Origin of the sequence: Citrobacter sp. Igbk 14 (genome assembly GCF_028069825.1) — a bacterium.
Classification (GTDB): Bacteria; Pseudomonadota; Gammaproteobacteria; order Enterobacterales; family Enterobacteriaceae; genus Citrobacter.
Genome location: NZ_JANEWM010000053.1, coordinates 16025 through 32731 on the forward strand (window position 1 = coordinate 16025; position 16707 = coordinate 32731).

Annotated in this window: 16 protein-coding genes; 8 read left to right on the top strand and 8 right to left on the bottom strand. The window is 51.7% G+C overall.

Annotated features, from left to right (window positions below):
• Window positions 1-177: 177 nt before the first annotated feature.
• The 7 genes from NNN64_RS17925 (at window position 178) to NNN64_RS17955 (ending at window position 5890) form a co-directional block, all read left to right on the top strand.
• Window positions 178-1104, top strand: coding sequence for a LysR family transcriptional regulator (locus NNN64_RS17925; protein ID WP_271442254.1), 927 nt, complete (start codon window positions 178-180; stop codon window positions 1102-1104).
• 74 nt (window positions 1105-1178) lie between these two features.
• Window positions 1179-2459 (top strand): DUF445 domain-containing protein, encoded by a 1281-nt coding sequence (locus NNN64_RS17930; protein WP_271442255.1) that lies wholly within the window; start codon window positions 1179-1181, stop codon window positions 2457-2459.
• Window positions 2460-2472: 13 nt separating this feature from the next.
• The gene (locus NNN64_RS17935; RefSeq protein ID WP_271442256.1) at window positions 2473-2937 is read left to right on the top strand and encodes a GNAT family N-acetyltransferase; all 465 of its coding nucleotides are present in this window, start codon (window positions 2473-2475) and stop codon (window positions 2935-2937) included.
• Between the two features lie 95 nt (window positions 2938-3032).
• Window positions 3033-4184, top strand: coding sequence for a double-cubane-cluster-containing anaerobic reductase (locus NNN64_RS17940; RefSeq protein ID WP_271442257.1), 1152 nt, complete (start codon window positions 3033-3035; stop codon window positions 4182-4184).
• A gap of 9 nt (window positions 4185-4193) precedes the next feature.
• Window positions 4194-4961 (top strand): putative 2-hydroxyacyl-CoA dehydratase activator YjiL, encoded by a 768-nt coding sequence (gene yjiL, locus NNN64_RS17945; RefSeq protein ID WP_271442258.1) that lies wholly within the window; start codon window positions 4194-4196, stop codon window positions 4959-4961.
• Window positions 4958-5209, top strand: a complete 252-nt coding sequence (locus tag NNN64_RS17950; RefSeq protein ID WP_271442259.1) for a DUF3343 domain-containing protein — start codon at window positions 4958-4960, stop codon at window positions 5207-5209. The genes yjiL and NNN64_RS17950 overlap by 4 nt, the downstream gene beginning before the upstream one ends.
• Window positions 5210-5488: 279 nt before the next feature.
• Window positions 5489-5890: a hypothetical protein gene (locus tag NNN64_RS17955; RefSeq protein ID WP_271442260.1), complete on the top strand. Its 402-nt coding sequence runs from the start codon at window positions 5489-5491 to the stop codon at window positions 5888-5890.
• 62 nt (window positions 5891-5952) lie between these two features.
• Here the strand turns inward: NNN64_RS17955 and NNN64_RS17960 are convergent, their stop codons facing one another.
• From NNN64_RS17960 to uxuA, 5 genes are all read right to left on the bottom strand, one after another.
• Window positions 5953-6960 carry a porin gene (locus NNN64_RS17960; protein WP_271442261.1) on the bottom strand — a complete coding sequence of 336 codons (1008 nt, stop codon included), beginning with the start codon at window positions 6958-6960 and terminating at the stop codon, window positions 5953-5955.
• Window positions 6961-7152: 192 nt separating this feature from the next.
• Complete coding sequence (locus tag NNN64_RS17965; RefSeq protein WP_137345740.1) at window positions 7153-7362, bottom strand: hypothetical protein; 210 nt, start codon at window positions 7360-7362, stop codon at window positions 7153-7155.
• Window positions 7363-8000: 638 nt separating this feature from the next.
• Window positions 8001-8774, bottom strand: coding sequence for a Uxu operon transcriptional regulator (gene uxuR / locus NNN64_RS17970; RefSeq protein ID WP_271442262.1), 774 nt, complete (start codon window positions 8772-8774; stop codon window positions 8001-8003).
• A gap of 175 nt (window positions 8775-8949) precedes the next feature.
• On the bottom strand, window positions 8950-10425 hold the full coding sequence (locus NNN64_RS17975; protein WP_271442263.1) for a fructuronate reductase: 1476 nt from the start codon (window positions 10423-10425) through the stop codon (window positions 8950-8952).
• Between the two features lie 82 nt (window positions 10426-10507).
• Window positions 10508-11692, bottom strand: a complete 1185-nt coding sequence (gene uxuA, locus NNN64_RS17980; protein WP_271442264.1) for a mannonate dehydratase — start codon at window positions 11690-11692, stop codon at window positions 10508-10510.
• 385 nt (window positions 11693-12077) lie between these two features.
• Here uxuA and gntP point away from each other — a divergent pair, with 385 nt between their 5' ends.
• The gene (gene gntP, locus NNN64_RS17985) at window positions 12078-13421 is read left to right on the top strand and encodes a gluconate permease GntP (RefSeq protein WP_271442265.1); all 1344 of its coding nucleotides are present in this window, start codon (window positions 12078-12080) and stop codon (window positions 13419-13421) included.
• 49 nt (window positions 13422-13470) lie between these two features.
• On the opposite strand, the gene NNN64_RS17990 is transcribed toward gntP, so the two are convergent.
• The 3 genes from NNN64_RS17990 to NNN64_RS18000 are packed head-to-tail and all read right to left on the bottom strand — an operon-like array spanning window position 13471 to window position 16316.
• Window positions 13471-14166, bottom strand: coding sequence for a LutC/YkgG family protein (locus tag NNN64_RS17990; protein ID WP_271442266.1), 696 nt, complete (start codon window positions 14164-14166; stop codon window positions 13471-13473).
• Window positions 14159-15586, bottom strand: coding sequence for a LutB/LldF family L-lactate oxidation iron-sulfur protein (locus tag NNN64_RS17995; RefSeq protein WP_271442267.1), 1428 nt, complete (start codon window positions 15584-15586; stop codon window positions 14159-14161). The genes NNN64_RS17990 and NNN64_RS17995 overlap by 8 nt, the downstream gene beginning before the upstream one ends.
• A gap of 10 nt (window positions 15587-15596) precedes the next feature.
• A complete protein-coding gene (locus NNN64_RS18000; RefSeq protein ID WP_271442268.1) occupies window positions 15597-16316 on the bottom strand; it encodes a (Fe-S)-binding protein in 720 nt (239 codons plus the stop codon).
• Window positions 16317-16707: the final 391 nt, after the last annotated feature.

The following is a 16707-nucleotide window of genomic DNA, read 5'->3' on the forward strand; positions in this document are numbered from 1 at the left end:
AATGTGATGAGTTTCCGTTTCGCCTCCTTTTATTTTGTGACGTAACTCACCTAAGTTGTTATTTTTTCATTTTGCCAGCAGGTTGTTTCCTGTGATTCAATAGTTGCATGTTTAAAAGGCGAATGTAACGGCCTATTCGTACCGTTTTTGCAAATCACTTGTGAATAAAAGGAAACTATGAGTACGCCGATTTCACTCAAGCATCTGGAGTTTTTCGTCAAAATCGTCGACTGTGGAGGTTTATCGGAGGCCGCCGCTCAGCTTAATGTGTCGCCGTCGGCGGTCAGCAAAAGCCTGACGGCGATGGAAGATACATTGGGGACAACATTAATTAAGCGCACCACCCGCAGTATTACCTTAACCGATGCCGGGCAATATTTATTTAACCGCGCCAATAAGTTACTGACAGAATTTGATGAAACGCTGAATACCACCTCTGGTTATTATCACAGCCCGCAGGGGGAATTACGTATAACCTGTTCCATTGCTTTTGGTTATTCGCGGTTGGTAAATCTGGTGGATAAATACCGCTCACAGTTCCCCGATGTGAACCTGTATATCGATCTCAACGATAACTTCGTTAATCTGAATGAAACAGATTTCGACATCGCCCTGCGTATCTCCACCGCACCACCGCAGAACTATGCCATGCGCAAGCTGGTGCCTATCCGCTGGGCGTACTGCGCGTCGCCCGGATACCTTGCCAAAAAAGGCATGCCCCAGCGCCGAAGCGATCTGGTGGATCATGACTGCCTGGTTTACCCCGGTCTCACACCGGTGCTGAAGGTGGCCGATGAACAGGATCGTCTGCATCAGTTAAAACTGCATATGCCTATCCAGGCTAACAGCAGTCTGGTATTGCTGAAGTCAGTGCTGGAAGATCAGGGCGTGGCGTATTTACCCACCTATCTGATTGGCGATCATATTCAAAAAGAGGAGGTAACGCCGCTGATGCTCGACGGCACCATCACCTGCGAAACCCACGCCCTGTATGCGCTCTATTTTCCCAGCAAGTACAGCAATCCGAAGGTGCGCTCGTTTATTGATTTTCTGGTCGCAGAACTTGGCCCGCTACCGGCCTGGGATAACTGGATCCCAGGATAAGCGCTTCCCCTCTAAAATGGGAGGCACACCACAAATTTTGCGCGATCCCGCCGTCTGGCTCTATCCTTAAGCCTATGAATAAAATTGCTGAACTCAAACGCGCCAAACGACTGGCGCTCTCTCTGCTGCTGGCCGCCGCCGCCACTTTCGTCATTACGCTATTTCTGCCACCTAACTTCTGGGTGCTCGGAGTCAAGGCGATTGCCGAAGCGGCGATGGTGGGCGCACTGGCGGACTGGTTCGCCGTAGTAGCGCTTTTTCGCCGGGTGCCGATCCCATTTATCGCGCAACATACGGCGATCATCCCGCGCAATAAGGACAGAATTGGGGAAAATCTTGGGCAGTTTGTTCAGGAGAAATTCCTCGATACGCAGTCTTTGGTCGCCCTTATTCGTCGCCATGAGCCGGCACTGTTGATTGGTCACTGGTTCAGCCAACCGGAAAACGCCCAGCGTATTGGCCAGCATTTACTGCAAATCATGAGCGGATTTCTCGAACTCACCGATGATTCGCGTATTCAGCGGCTTATTAAACGGGCGGTGCATAAGGCGATCGACAAAGTTGATCTTTCCAGCACCAGTGCGCTGATGCTGGAAAGCATGACCAAAAACAATCGTCACCAGGCGTTGCTCGATACGCTGATCGCTCAACTGATCGCCCTGCTTCAGCGCGACAGTTCGCGGGCGTTTATCGCCCAGCAGATCGTACGCTGGCTGGAGACCGAACACCCGCTTAAAGCGAAGATCCTGCCAACCGAATGGTTAGGTGAACACAGCGCCGAGTTGGTCACTGATGCCGTCAACTCTCTGCTGGATGATATCAGCCACGATCGGGCACATCAGATCCGCCACGCCTTCGATCGCGCCACATTAAGGCTTATCGAGAAGCTCAAACACGATCCGGAAATGGCCGTCCGGGCAGAGAGCCTCAAAAGCTATCTGAAAGAAGACGAAGCCTTTAACCGTTATCTCGGCGAACTGTGGGCTGACCTGCGCCAGTGGGTGAAAACTGACATTAACGCCGACGATTCCCGCGTGAAGCAGCGCATCGCCAGCGCCGGACAATGGTTTGGCGAAACGCTGGTTGCCGACGGCGCCCTGCGCACTTCACTGAATGAACATCTGGAGCAAGCCGCACGCAAGGTCGCGCCAGAGTTCGCCAGCTTCCTGACGCGCCATATTAGCGACACAGTGAAAAGCTGGGATGCCCGCGATATGTCACAGCAAATTGAGCTAAACATCGGCAAAGATTTGCAGTTCATTCGCGTCAACGGCACGCTGGTTGGCGGCTCTATCGGACTGGTGTTATACCTGTTGTCGCAAATTCCTTCCCTGCTAACGCTGGCGAACTTTTAAGGAATAAAATTCAATGACGATGAACATCCGCATTTTTTCCCTGCGCGAGACGCCGGAAAAACGGCACGAGGTCACCGCTTACTTTCAACAACAATGGGCCTCAGAAGACTCCATGAAGGTTTACGAGGATGCGCTGCATCGTTGCATTGGCGCAAAGAACCCACTACCGCAGTGGTATTGGTTGCAGGATGGCGACAGCATTGTTGGCTGCGCCGGATTGATCACCAATGATTTTATCAGTCGCGGCGAACTGTGGCCGTGGCTATGTGCGCTCTATATCGATCCTCGCTATCGCGGGCACGGTCTGGCATTTCGCCTGATTGAACATATTGCGCAGCAGGCCAGACAGTTGGGGTTTATGCAGCTCCATTTGTGTACCGACCTGGAAGGCTTATATGAGAAAGCGGGATTTTACTTTGACGGACCGGGCTATCATCCGTGGGGGGAAGTCTCACGGGTCTACAGTCGTAATCTGTAAACGCGCAATTGTTGCACATCAATAAAACCTGACATATTACAGGGTTATAATGCGGCGTCTTTTTACTGTCTCCCGTGTTACGGGGAAGGAAAATCATGTCGCTCATCACCGATTTACCCGCCATTTTCACTCAATTCTCCGACGCCCGTCAGAAAGGTTTTCTCACCGTAATGGATCTTAAAGAGCAAGGTATTCCGCTCGTTGGGACCTATTGCACTTTTATGCCGCAGGAGATTGCGATGGCGGCGGGCGCGGTCGTCGTTTCCCTATGCTCAACCTCTGATGAAACCATTGAAGAGGCCGAAAAAGATCTGCCGCGGAACCTGTGTCCGCTAATTAAAAGCAGCTACGGTTTTGGCAAAACCGACAAATGCCCCTACTTCTATTTCTCTGACCTGGTGGTGGGCGAAACCACCTGCGATGGTAAAAAGAAAATGTACGAGTACATGGCCGAATTTAAAGCGGTACATGTGATGCAACTGCCCAACAGCGCCAGCGATGCGGCTTCGCGTGCGCTATGGAAAGCCGAGATCCTGCGTCTGCAACAGGCCGTCGAAGCCCGTTTTGGCACAGCCATTACCGAAACCGCGCTGCGTGAAGCCGTTATTCTCAAAAACAAGGAACGTCGGGCGCTGGCGAATTTCTACCGCGTTGGTCAACTTAACCCACCCGCACTCAGCGGCAGTGACATTCTGAAAGTCGTCTACGGCGCCACTTTCCGTTTTGATAAAGACGCGTTGATCGACGAGCTCAATAGCATGGCCGAGCGCGTTCGTCTGGAATGGCAGGCCGGAAAACGTCTGGCGTCACGTCCGCGCATCCTGATAACCGGCTGCCCCATTGGTGGCGCAGCAGAGAAAGTCGTTCGTGCTATTGAAGAAAACGGCGGTTGGGTGGTGGGTTATGAAAACTGCACCGGCGCAAAGGCCACCGAACAATGCGTGGCGGAAACCGGCGATGTCTACGACGCGCTGACTGATAAATACCTCGCCATCGGCTGCTCCTGTATTTCTCCTAATGATCAACGTCTGAAGATGCTCAGCCAAATGGTTGAAGAGTACCAGGCTGACGGCGTTGTCGATGTCATTTTGCAGGCTTGCCACACCTACGCCGTTGAATCGCTCGAGATTAAGCGTCACGTACGCCAACAGCACAACATTCCTTATATCGCGATTGAAACCGACTACTCCAGCGCGGATATCGGCCAGCTCAGTACCCGTGTCGCCGCCTTCATTGAAATGTTGTGAGAAACGCGGATGACATACTCAATAGGGATTGATTCCGGTTCCACGGCGACGAAAGGCATTTTGCTGGAAGGTAACGTCATCAGGCGCCGCTTCCTTTGCCCAACACCTTTTCGCCCCGCAGATGCGATCGCGCAGGCATGGGAAACGTTGCAGGATGGGCTGGAGAACAGGCCATTTTTGACCCTCACCGGGTACGGACGGCAGCTCGTCGATTATGCCGACAAACAGGTCACTGAAATTTCCTGCCACGGACTGGGGGCGCGATTGCTGGCTCCCGGCACCCGCACAGTCATTGATATCGGGGGTCAGGACAGTAAAGTTATCCAGTTGGATGACGATGGCAATCTCAGCGATTTCTTAATGAATGACAAGTGCGCTGCCGGAACCGGGCGGTTTCTGGACGTCATCTCACGCACCCTCGGTGCCAGCGTAGAGCAGTTGGATACGATTACCGCTGGCGTCGAACCGCATGCTATTACCAGCATGTGTACAGTATTTGCCGAGTCAGAAGTCATTAGCCTGCGCTCTGCGGGCATCGCGCCGGAGGCGATTCTGGCTGGCGTGATCAACGCGATGGCCAGACGCAGCGCGAACTTTATCGGGCGGCTTTCAGCCCAGGCGCCGCTGCTATTTACCGGCGGAGTCAGCCACTGTCACGCCTTTGCCCGTATGCTTGAAGACCATGTCGGCATTCCCGTACACACCCATCCCGACGCACAGTTTGCCGGTGCAATCGGGGCTGCGTTGATAGGCCAGCGTCAGGGGAAACGTCAGTGAAGGAAACGCTGTTCTTGTTTCATTCCACCGTTGGTGTCATCAAAATGCGCAAGACGCTACAGGCCGCAGGGGTCCGCTTTCGGGTGGCGGATATTCCCCGCGAGCTACGCGGTGGCTGCGGACTCTGTATCTACATCGACTGTGTTGCTGGCATGGAGGAAGAATGGGTGATTCCAGGACATACCGAATCTATCTACCGCCAGGAAAACGGAGACTGGCGCTGTATAGCCGCGTTCCCCGCCTCCTGAACATGCCGGATTAGCGTGAAAAGCTGATATATACTCGGATTATCCAGGGGATAAACAACAGCTTATAGTCGGTATAGACCACCACTCCGCTAACGCCATAAATATATCTTCATCAGATTACTCTGCAATTAAATGTCAGCATTTAATAACCTGCAAATAACAGTCAAACACCTCTCTAAAAACTTTATAATTCACTTTTACGTATATACCTTTTCTGATAGCACATGCGTAAAAATGGACATATAAATTAAATTACAACAACACTTCCGGGAAGAGTACATGTCGAGGTTAAAAAAACTCATACTTGGGTTGATTATTCTGGCTGGTTTAATTAGCACGGTAGGCGATTATAAAAACTATGGTCTATTTGGTGCGGCAGGATTGTTTATTATATTCCTGCTAACAACTGTTTTCTTGTGGCAGTGGGCTTCCGGAAAGTTTCCGGAGGTAGCCAAAATACAGGCTATTATTATTTTACTGGCCAGTGCTATTGCTTCTATTTTTGTTATCAACATGGCAATAGCCGGAAACTTGCATGTAGACCTGATGGAAGTCATGCGTATCTCCATTACGCATAATCCTCTTTTTTACCTCATTCTCTGTGCCGTTGCATGGGTAAAAGTGGATATCTGGAAATGGCTATTTAGCAAACTGCCGTCGGAGCAAAACCAACCGATGTGAGCCTCAAAAGCATGTAAAAAAGGCGTCTTACTAAAGACGCCTTTTGCAATCATCACAAAAACTTAGAACTGGTAAGTCAGGCCAGCAACAACCTGGTTATCGTCGTTTTTGCCATCAAGCAGGTTAATTTTATAACCTACATCGGCCACCATGTTTTTGTTGAAGTAGTAATCAGTACCCAGCGCAACGTATTCGGTCAGGTCAGTGTTGTCATTGTCACGCGCATGAACGTATGCCACGTTCGGACGCAGGCCAAAATCAAACACATAGGCAGCCATCGCTTCAAAATGCTGTGCTTTGTCCGCATCCTGAATCAGGTTGTGGGACTCGCCGTACATGGTTGCAACGTAGATAGCATTCGCGTCATATTTCAGGCCAGCGCCCCAGAACTCAGCGTTGTCACCTTCCCAGCCGCTACGTTTCTGCTCAGCAGTCACGGAGTTAGTGGTATAGGTCGCAATGGCAGAAACGCCGGAATCCGCAATATTGTCATAACCCAGCGAGAAGCCGTAGCCATTACCGTGCTGTTTTGCCGGGTTAGCGTTAGAGTCATCCTGGCCCTGATACTGCGCGCCAACGTTCAGACCATCAACGGCACCAAACAGATTTTTGGTGCGGAGTGTTGCAACGCCAGAAGTGCGTGTAGTAAGGAAACGGTCAGTATCCTCAAAGGAGTCGCCACCGAACTCTGAAAGAGTGTCAGTGTAAGCTCCCACATCGTAAGCGATACCGTAGTTACGACCGTAGTCAAAGCTAACGTCATGGCCGTAATCCAGACCAGCAAACGCCAGACGTGTATTAACGCCATTCTGTGACCCTTCTGCCTTAGAAGCATCAAACTGACTTTCAAACTGGCCGTAACCGGTCAGTTGATCGTTAATTTGAGTCTCACCGCGAAAACCCAGACGCGCGTAAGTACCATCAGCATCTTTACCGTCAGTCCAGGAATGTACCGCTTTTACTTTGCCGTACAGATCCAATTTGTTGCCATCTTTATTATAAATTTCCGCTGCATGAACGGAGGTTACCCCTAATGCCATTACAGCTAATGCCACTACTGACTTTTTCATGTTGTTACTCACTTTTAATTGTGAATTTTGCTATCAACTTTGTTATGAAGACAAAATGCCTGCATAAAAAAGTCCCCTATGGATTAAGGGGAAACACCAATAACACACCAAAAAACATACCGATAAAGGCAATAATGAAGTGGCAAGACATATTTCATTTTGGGTTTTAAATAAAACCCGAGCAGAGAGATACTACTTTGAACTTTCGCTTTCGCTCTCATTAATAGAGCGATGTAACATTAACGCTTCCGCAATAATGTCTTGTTTACTTTTACGCGTTTCAAATGCCAGTGTTCGAACATATTCCCAAAGAGAAGTATCAACACGGGCACTTAAAAGGACCATATCTTTAGATCGGGTCCCTCTGGCTTTTCGGATATCGGGATAATCTCGAGAAGGCATTTTTAACTCCTGAACGCAATAACACGCTTATGGCGATGAAATATGCAGTCAGTGTAAAAACATGTCAACGGCAAAAAAAAATCACAATAGTAATGAAACTGTTAATAAACCCAAAAAAAGTGGAACGATATTTCAAATGAAAGATAACTTGATTGTAGAATAATGTGTAATTTTTACTTTACGAATATTTTTTCTTACTCATTTGATTAAAATGGGAGCGGCTGGACGAGTCATCAACCTGCGCAATCAAAACATCATTCTGACCAATAGGTTACGGAGCGTGATTAATGTCTACTTTTATCCAAATCCTCTGTTTTTATACGCCTTTAGGTACACATTAACGGCACTAACCGTTGGGAAAATCAATGTGATTCTCACTTCGCATTGACCTGTTTTGTCGAAAAATAAGCACGAAAAGGTAAAAATAAGGTAAATGATGCATTTTTTTGCACGCGAAAATAAGTTGTTTTTAATTGATATATGTCAATTTTCGCCCCGCGATAACGCTGCAAAAAACGCCATCTGCATTGATGGAAACATTATTTTACGTCGCGTCCGGACGGGGAAAATAGTCAGAGGAAATCAGTGGGAAGTGATACGTGGGCCGGGATGGCCCACGTTGTAAAAGGGAAGAAAAATCAGGCGTTAACCGTATCCAACGGCCAGGAGTCAAACAGATAACCATCAAAGTCGATATCATCAACGTTTGAAAACTCCAGCAGTCGCTGTTTAACGTTTTCCAGATGCTGCCACATTGCCAGTTTGGCCGCGCGGGCATCTTTTTTAATGAGTGCCGCCAGGATCTGCTTGTGGTCGCCCATCCATTCTTTGCGGTAATGGGTATCGTCAAGGTGGCTGTGCAGTTGGATCCACATCGGGTTGTTCTCACGCCACTGCCATGACTGACGAAATAACTCGACCAGCATACTGTTGTGCGTGGCCTCGGCAATGGCAAGGTGAAACTGCATGTCGCCGCTTTCCGAGCCGTTTGGTTCGCTGGAGGCCAGCTCACGTTCTTCCAGTAGCAATGCCTGGCGCATTTTGACGATATCCTCGCGCGTGGCTTGCAATGCAGCAAACTCGGCGATATTGCTCTCTAATAGCTGGCGTGCCTGTAACAGCTCAAAAGGCCCCGCATCATTGCAATGATTAATATCCGTGCTGTCGATTGTCTGCGCGTTAGCGTTGTCGAGAACGTAGATCCCGGCACCACGCCGCACGTCCACCAGCCCTTTAATTTCCAGCATGATTAACGCTTCGCGCACCACCGTGCGGGTGACATTGAGCATCTCGGCTATTTCACGCTCCGGGGGCAGGCGCTCGCCGGGTTGGTATGGCGTCTGGACAATGAGATCGCGGATCATGGCACCCACTTCCTGGTAGGGTCTTTGCTGAGAAGTGTTCGATTTCATTATGTTCTATCCGTCAGATGCGTTTATTCAGATCCGTAGGTCGGATGGCAGGACGCACCTTATCAGGCCTACAAATAACCTTTATGTCGCCTGAACTATAGCATTTGCGGCAAGCCAAAAACAGAAAACGGGTCAACCAAACAGATATTTTGATTGACCCGTCATAGTTCGGGCGTTATGCGTCAGCGTGTAGTGCTGCGACACACTCGCGCGCGCCCTTCTCGCACAGTTGCTGATAAGCCACGATAATTGCTTCCACAAAATCCGCGTTTTCCGCTAAATCATGGCCAAAGATCCCGCTTAATCCCAACAGGGCCATAACGCGTTCACTGCCCTGATACTGCTGATTGATGCGCTGGAATTCCGCCAGCATCGGGTCGACAACGTCAATTGTCTGCCCCTGCTCATCCACGCCGTGGGTATAGCGCATCCAGCCCGCCACACCCAGCGCCAGGTGCCGCCAGTCGCTGCCGTTTTGTAGGTGCAGACGAACAGGGTCCAACAGGCGCTGCGGCAGTTTCTGGCTGCCATCCATGGCAATCTGCCAGGTACGATGACGCAGGGATGGATTGCTGAAACGCTCGATCAGCAGGGTCGCATACGCATTGAGATCGGTGCCTTCCGGCATCGACAGTGTGGGAGCCTGCTCCTGCATCATCAATGCAAACGCGGCTTTGCGGTACGCCGGGTTGGTCATGGTATCGGCAATCGTTTCATAACCACCGAGGTAGCCCAGATACGCAAGGAAAGAGTGGCTGCCATTAAGCATGCGCAGTTTCATCATTTCAAACGGCACAACATCGGCAACGAACTGTGCACCGACTTTATCCCAGTCAGGGCGACCGTTCACGAAGTTGTCTTCAATCACCCACTGACGGAACGGTTCACAGGCGATGGCGCACGGATCGTAAACACCCAGTTGATCGGCAATCTCCTGCAACGTCTCTGGCGTCGCCGCCGGAACAATGCGATCCACCATGGTGCATGGGAAAGTGGCGTTTGCTTCAATCCACTGCGCCAGTTGCGGGTCGCGTGCCTGTGCCAGCCCCAGTACTGCAACTTTCGCCACGTGGCCATTTTCACGCACGTTGTCGCAGGACATCACGGTAAAGGCCGGCAGCCCCTGCTCACGACGCAGATGCAGCGCCTGCACGATATAGCCAATTGCTGATTTCGGCGCAGTCGGATTCGCCAGATCGTGTTTAATCAACGGGTTATTGAGATCTAACTGACCGCTGGCGGCATCCGTACAGTAACCTTTTTCGGTTACCGTCAACGAGACAATTGCCGTCTGCGGACGCGCCATCGCACGCAAAATACCGTCGCAGCCGTCAAGATCCGGGTGCATGGCTTCTTTCATCGAGCCAATCACTTTCAGTACGGTGTTGTCCGCACCTTTTTCTGCCACGGTATACAGCAGCTGTTGCTTTTGCAGATTTTCAATCAGTACACAGTCGTTCCCCGGCATCAGGTTAACTTCACAGATACCCCAGTCGCTGTCCGTAGTTTCCAGCAGGTGATGAGTGTACAGAGCCTGATGCGCACGGTGAAAAGCACCGCATCCCAGGTGAACAATACGGGATTGCAGGCGAGAGTTATCCCATGCAGGGCGCGCAACCGGCAGGTTGCTATTGGCAATTGTCGTTGTCATCGTGAACTCCAGAACCCGTCGGAAATGCCGACGGGAAGAGAAAAGAAAAAAGCCGGCCCGACAGGTTGCCGGCCGGTCTGATTTAGCGGCTAAAGAAAGCGCGCTGGATAGCCATCTCAACGCCGCGCACTTCCGCCAGCCCTTTCAGGCGACCAATCGCGGAGTAGCCTGGATTCGTTTTCTTTTTCAGGTCGTCCAGCATCTGGTGACCGTGATCCGGGCGCATCGGAATCAAATCTTCTTTACCTTCGGCTTTACGGCGATGCTCTTCTTCAACAATCGCTTTCACCACTTCATACATATCCACGTCACCATTGAGATGCGCCGCTTCATGGAAGGTTTTCGGGTTATCTTCACGCAGCGTGGAACGCAGGTGGGTGAAGTAAATGCGTGGGCCAAACTGTTTGATCATATCAACCAGATCGTTGTCCGCACGAACACCGTAAGAGCCGGTGCACATGGTGAAACCGTTCGCCATACTGTTGACCGTATCAACCATCCACTGCATATCTTCCACGGTGGAAACAATGCGTGGCAGGCCGAGGATCGGGCGCGGCGGATCGTCCGGGTGTACCGCCATGCGCACACCGACTTCTTCAGCAACCGGAATAATCGCCTTCAGGAAGACGGCAAAGTTTTCGCGCAGTGCGGCTTTATCGATATCTTTGTAGCGCTCAAGGTGCTGACGGAACTGGTCAAGGGTATAACCTTCCTCCGCCCCCGGCAGACCAGCGATGATATTACGGGTCAGACGCGCTTTATCTTCTTCGGTCATGGTGGTGAAGCGTTCCTGCGCCTGAACGACCTCTTCAGCGGTGTAGTCTGCTTCTGCTCCGGGACGTTTGAGGATGTGAATCTCAAAGGCAGCAAATTCAATCTGGTCAAAGCGCAATGCTTTGGAGCCGTCCGGCAGGACATATTCCAGATCGGTACGCGTCCAGTCGAGTACTGGCATGAAGTTGTAGCACACGGTGCGAATACCGCACTGCGCCAGGTTGCGCAGACTCTGTTGGTAGTTGGCAATCCACTGCAGATAGTTACCGGAACGGGTTTTAATGTCTTCGTGGATCGGTACGCTTTCGACAACCGACCAGACCAGCCCCGCCTGTTCAACGATAGCTTTGCGTTTTTCGATTTCCTCAACTGACCACACTTCCCCGTTCGGGATATGGTGCAAGGCGGTAACAACACCGGTAGCGCCTGCCTGACGCACATCAGCTAAAGAAACCGGATCGTTAGGACCGTACCAGCGCCATGTCTGTTCCATGCTTTTAACCTCTTCACATTGTTGGCCCCCGGCGCAAACACCGCGAGCCACGACTTACTCAACTGCCGGAGTGCTCAACGCATTACGCCAGCAAACCGGACGACATGGCGCATAAATTCTACCTTTCGCCTCCACATGTCAACCTAAACAACAAAATTGGTTAACCAAATCACAAAAACTGTATCAGTGGTCTGACACAAATAGTGAGGTAACGTGATGAAGTTAAGAGGAAATGGCCTGCAGGGCGCGGCCTGAAAGGGAACAGTCTGTTATCAATGTCAACATTGAATATGGATTGTGACATTCATCGCATCAATGGTTAACCAATATGTGTAACATCTCAACCAAAATCATAATGGTTCAACCAAAACAAGGTAGACGTTTTATGCACGTTCTCAATATTCTGTGGGTTGTATTCGGCATCGGCCTCATGCTGGTGCTCAATTTGCGTTTCAAAATAAACTCAATGGTCGCCCTGCTGCTGGCAGCACTCTCCGTCGGCATGTTGGCGGGGATGGATTTAATGGAGCTGCTGCACACCATGAAATCCGGCTTCGGCGGTACGTTGGGTGAACTGGCAATTATCGTGGTGTTCGGTGCGGTCATCGGTAAACTGATGGTCGATTCCGGGGCGGCGCATCAGATTGCTCATACGCTGCTGGCGCGCCTCGGCCTGCGCTATGTGCAGCTATCGGTGATCATTATCGGCCTGATCTTCGGCCTGGCGATGTTCTACGAAGTGGCCTTTATTATGCTGGCGCCGCTGGTGATCGTCATTGCCGCAGAAGCGAAGATCCCGTTCCTGAAACTGGCCATTCCGGCCGTTGCTGCAGCGACCACCGCACACTCACTGTTCCCGCCACAGCCGGGCCCGGTGGCACTGGTAAACGCCTATGGTGCCGATATGGGTATGGTCTATATCTACGGTATTCTGGTCACTATTCCGAGCGTGATCTGCGCCGGACTTATCCTGCCGAAGTTCCTCGGTAACCTTGACCGCCCAACGCCTTCATTTATGAAAGCCGATGTACCGGTTGACCAGAACAACCTGCCGTCATTCGGTGTGTCGATTCTGGTACCGCTGATCCCGGCGATCATCATGATCTCCACCACCATTGCTAACATCTGGCTGGTCAAAGGGACGCAGGCGTGGGAAGTGGTCAACTTCTTAGGCTCCTCCCCAATTGCGATGTTTATCGCCATGGTTGTCGCCTTCGTGCTGTTTGGTACCGCACGCGGCCATGACATGCAATGGGTGATGAACGCCTTTGAAAACGCGGTGAAAAGCATCGCCATGGTGATCCTGATCATCGGCGCGGGCGGCGTTCTGAAACAAACCATTATCGATACCGGCATCGGCGATACCATCGGCATGCTGATGTCACACGGCAATATTTCTCCGTATATCATGGCGTGGCTGATCACCGTGCTGATTCGTCTGGCAACCGGCCAGGGCGTGGTCTCCGCCATGACGGCGGCGGGGATTATTAGCGCAGCGATCCTCGACCCGGCAACCGGTCAACTGGTGGGGGTCGATCCGGCGTTACTGGTGCTGGCAACGGCGGCAGGTTCTAACACCCTGACGCATATCAACGATGCCTCCTTCTGGCTGTTCAAAGGCTACTTTGACCTGTCAGTGAAGGACACGTTGAAAACCTGGGGTCTTCTGGAGCTGGTAAACTCCGTGGTTGGCCTGATAATCGTGTTGATCATCAGCATGATTGCATAACGTCGATACCGCTCTGGCCTGTAGCGCCAGAGCGGTTTTCCATCCTGCCTCAACAATCTTCAATAATCAGATACACCGCTTTCACCGGGCCATGCACCCCAACCACCTTGATAAGCTCAATATCCGCCGTTGAACTGGGTCCACTGATGATGTTAATGCACGACGGCATCCGCTCACCGACCTGCGCCTTCTGATGCAGAATTTCTGCCAGCTGCGCCACCCGCGGCAGAATGGTGCTTTTACGCAGCACGAAAATCGAGGACTCCGGCAACAGGCTCAGGGAACGCCCTCGCTCGGGTGCGGAAAACAGCACCACGCCGCCGGACTCCGTTAAGCCGTACTCGGCATACACTACGCCGACTTTCGCCTGCTCGGCCTGGGTAATATTTTCGCTACCGCGAGCCGGATCCCAGACCACGGCATTGCATTCCTGCTGCAGGCGTTCGGTTATCCCCAGTTCCACCAATCGGCTGTCGCCGCTCAGCACCACCGGTTGATGACCCAATTCTTCGCACAGACGAAGCGCCGTGTCTGCGGCCTGGTCCTCGCGAGTCAACTCACAGCGGGCCAGCATCACTTCGCTGGCAAACTGGATAAACGCATCACAGCGCAGCTCGGGGCTAAGTTCGGTCAGGCGCTCATTGGCATAGTTGTTCACCGGCGCGGCATCCGCTTGCGGTTCGAATCGCAACGGGCGGCCCAGCGCCTGGGCGATGGTGTTTAAAAACGCGGTACGGTTATCCATTCTTTTTCTCCTGCGCCTGATGTTTCTTAAACCAGCTGCGGAAGCTCTCGCCGTCAGCATCAGGCAGATCGCGCGCCTCCATCCAGTCACCAATCGCGCCAACCTTGAGCGGCGTTTTACCGCCATTGATGAACCAGCTCGCCGCATGCGCGCCTGCCATCATCCCCACTTTCCACAGCCCAGGATGACTATTGGCATACGCGAACATTTTTATCGCCCGGCGCTCGGCTTTCGGGGTAATGCCCTCTTCAGCCATAACGCGACGATGACGCAGGATCAGTTTTGATAACGGAATACGTACCGGACAAACGCTGTCGCAGGCCGTGCAGAGCGAACAGGCATACGGCAGATCTTTGAAATCTTTATAGCCGCCGAGCAGCGGAGAAATCACCGCGCCGATAGGACCTGGATAGATTGAGCCATACCCATGTCCACCAATGTGGCGGTAGGCCGGACAGGTGTTCATACAGGCTCCGCAGCGGATGCAGCGCAGCACATCGCGAAACTCAGAACCGAGCACCTGCGAACGGCCGTTATCGACAATCACCAGGTGGAACTCTTCCGGTCCATCAACGTTATCCGCCTCACGCGGGCCGGTCAGCCAGGTGTTATAGCCTGTCAGACGAGCCCCTACAGCACTGCGCGCCAGCATGGTGATCAGCACATCCACGTCAGCAAAGGTCGGTGCGATACGCTCCATCCCCATCACCGCAATGTGCGTTTTCGGCAGCGTGGTGCACATGCGCGCATTGCCTTCGTTGGTCACCAGGCAAACAGAACCGGTTTCCGCGACGGCAAAGTTACAACCGGTAATGCCAATTTCAGCACTGAGGAAATCCTCGCGGATCTTCTGGCGAATGAATAAGGTCATCGCTTCTGGCGTTTCCGGACCGTCGTAGCCCAGACGCTCGTTCAGCACGCGGCGGATCTGGTAGCGATCTTTATGAATAGCCGGGACCACGACGTGCGAAGGCGGGTCCTGATCCAGTTGCAGAATGTATTCACCCAGGTCGGTTTCGATCACCTGGATCCCGGCATCCTGCAGCACATGGTTGACGCCGATCTCTTCGGTCACCATCGACTTGGACTTCACCACCTTCTTCGCGTTTTTACTCTGCGCGACCTGCAAAATGTAGCGAGTGGCCTCTTCTTTGGTTTTAGCGAAATAGACGTGGCCGCCGTTTTCCGTCACTTTTTCTGAGAGCTGATACAGGTAAGCGTCGAGGTTGCTCAGAACATGATCGCGGATCTGACTGGCACGATCGCGCCAGTCTTCCCAGTGGCCTAATTCATCGACCATTTTCTGGCGATTCGCGCCGATACGCTCCTGCGCATTGGCCACAGCTTTGCGCATGATCGGATCTTCTATCTGCTGACGGATGCGCAGTTTAAACTCTACATCGCTGGTTTTTATTGACATCTCATTCCCCTCAGCGGCTCATCAGCACTTCAGCAATATGCATCACTTTGACCGGCTGGCCTTCCCGTTGCAGTCGACCGCCAATATTCAGCAGGCAGCTGACGTCCGCGCCAATCAAATATTCCGGCTTCGCATCCATCAGATGTAAGACTTTCTCTTTCACCATCTCGCCGGATATCTCGGCCATCTTGACCGAGAACGTCCCGCCAAAGCCGCAGCAGGTGTCCTGATCGGCAAACGTCAGCAGCTCCAGTCCACGCACGTTTTTCAGCAGCGTGAGCGGCTCTTCCTTTACACCCAGCTTGCGGGTCAGGCTACAGGAAGGGTGATACACCGCCCGTCCCTGCAGGCTAGCGCCGACATCCACCACGCCCAGTTTGTTCACGATAAAAGAGGTGAGATCCTGCATACGCGCGGCAACTTTCTCGGCACGCAGCGCCCAGTCCGGTTCATCGGCCAGATAGGTCGGGTAGCTTTTTACTGCGTAGGTACAGGAGCCTGCCGGGGAGATAATCGGGTCGTCGTTGTCTTCCAGGGCGGCGATCAGATTTTTCATCCCTGGGATCGCTTCTTTGATATAGCCGCTGTTGATGGCTGGCTGACCACAGCACCCCTGTTTTTCAGGGAAATTCACGCGGCAGCCCAGTTTTTCCAGCAGCAATACGGAGTCTCGTGCCATCCGTGATTTCAGTGCATCACCAATACAGGTGACAAAGAAATTTACATTCACAATAACTACTCCATTGCTTCATTTCTGTTTATTGCGCTTGATATCGCGATATCAAGCAAAGGTTCAGCCGTATATCACGCCCAGTTTTTCGTTTTTTTGGTTTTACTCATGCCTGGATCCATGGTGATGTCCGGATCGTTTCCCGTTGCTGGCGACTCTCCGTGTCTTATATCAGGACAATCGCAAATGTCTGTATTTTCATTTGTATGACAAAATTAAATAATCCTCTAATCGACTCGCACATGCAACACCCTGGTTTATTTCTTTCGGCCTTGCTCACATTTTTATATTGAAAACCACCGCGTTATTAAAACCTAAAAAACAGTTTCATGTGATTACTAATCTCGTTACTACCATTATTAAAAAGGTTATTAAATAACTACTTATAGGT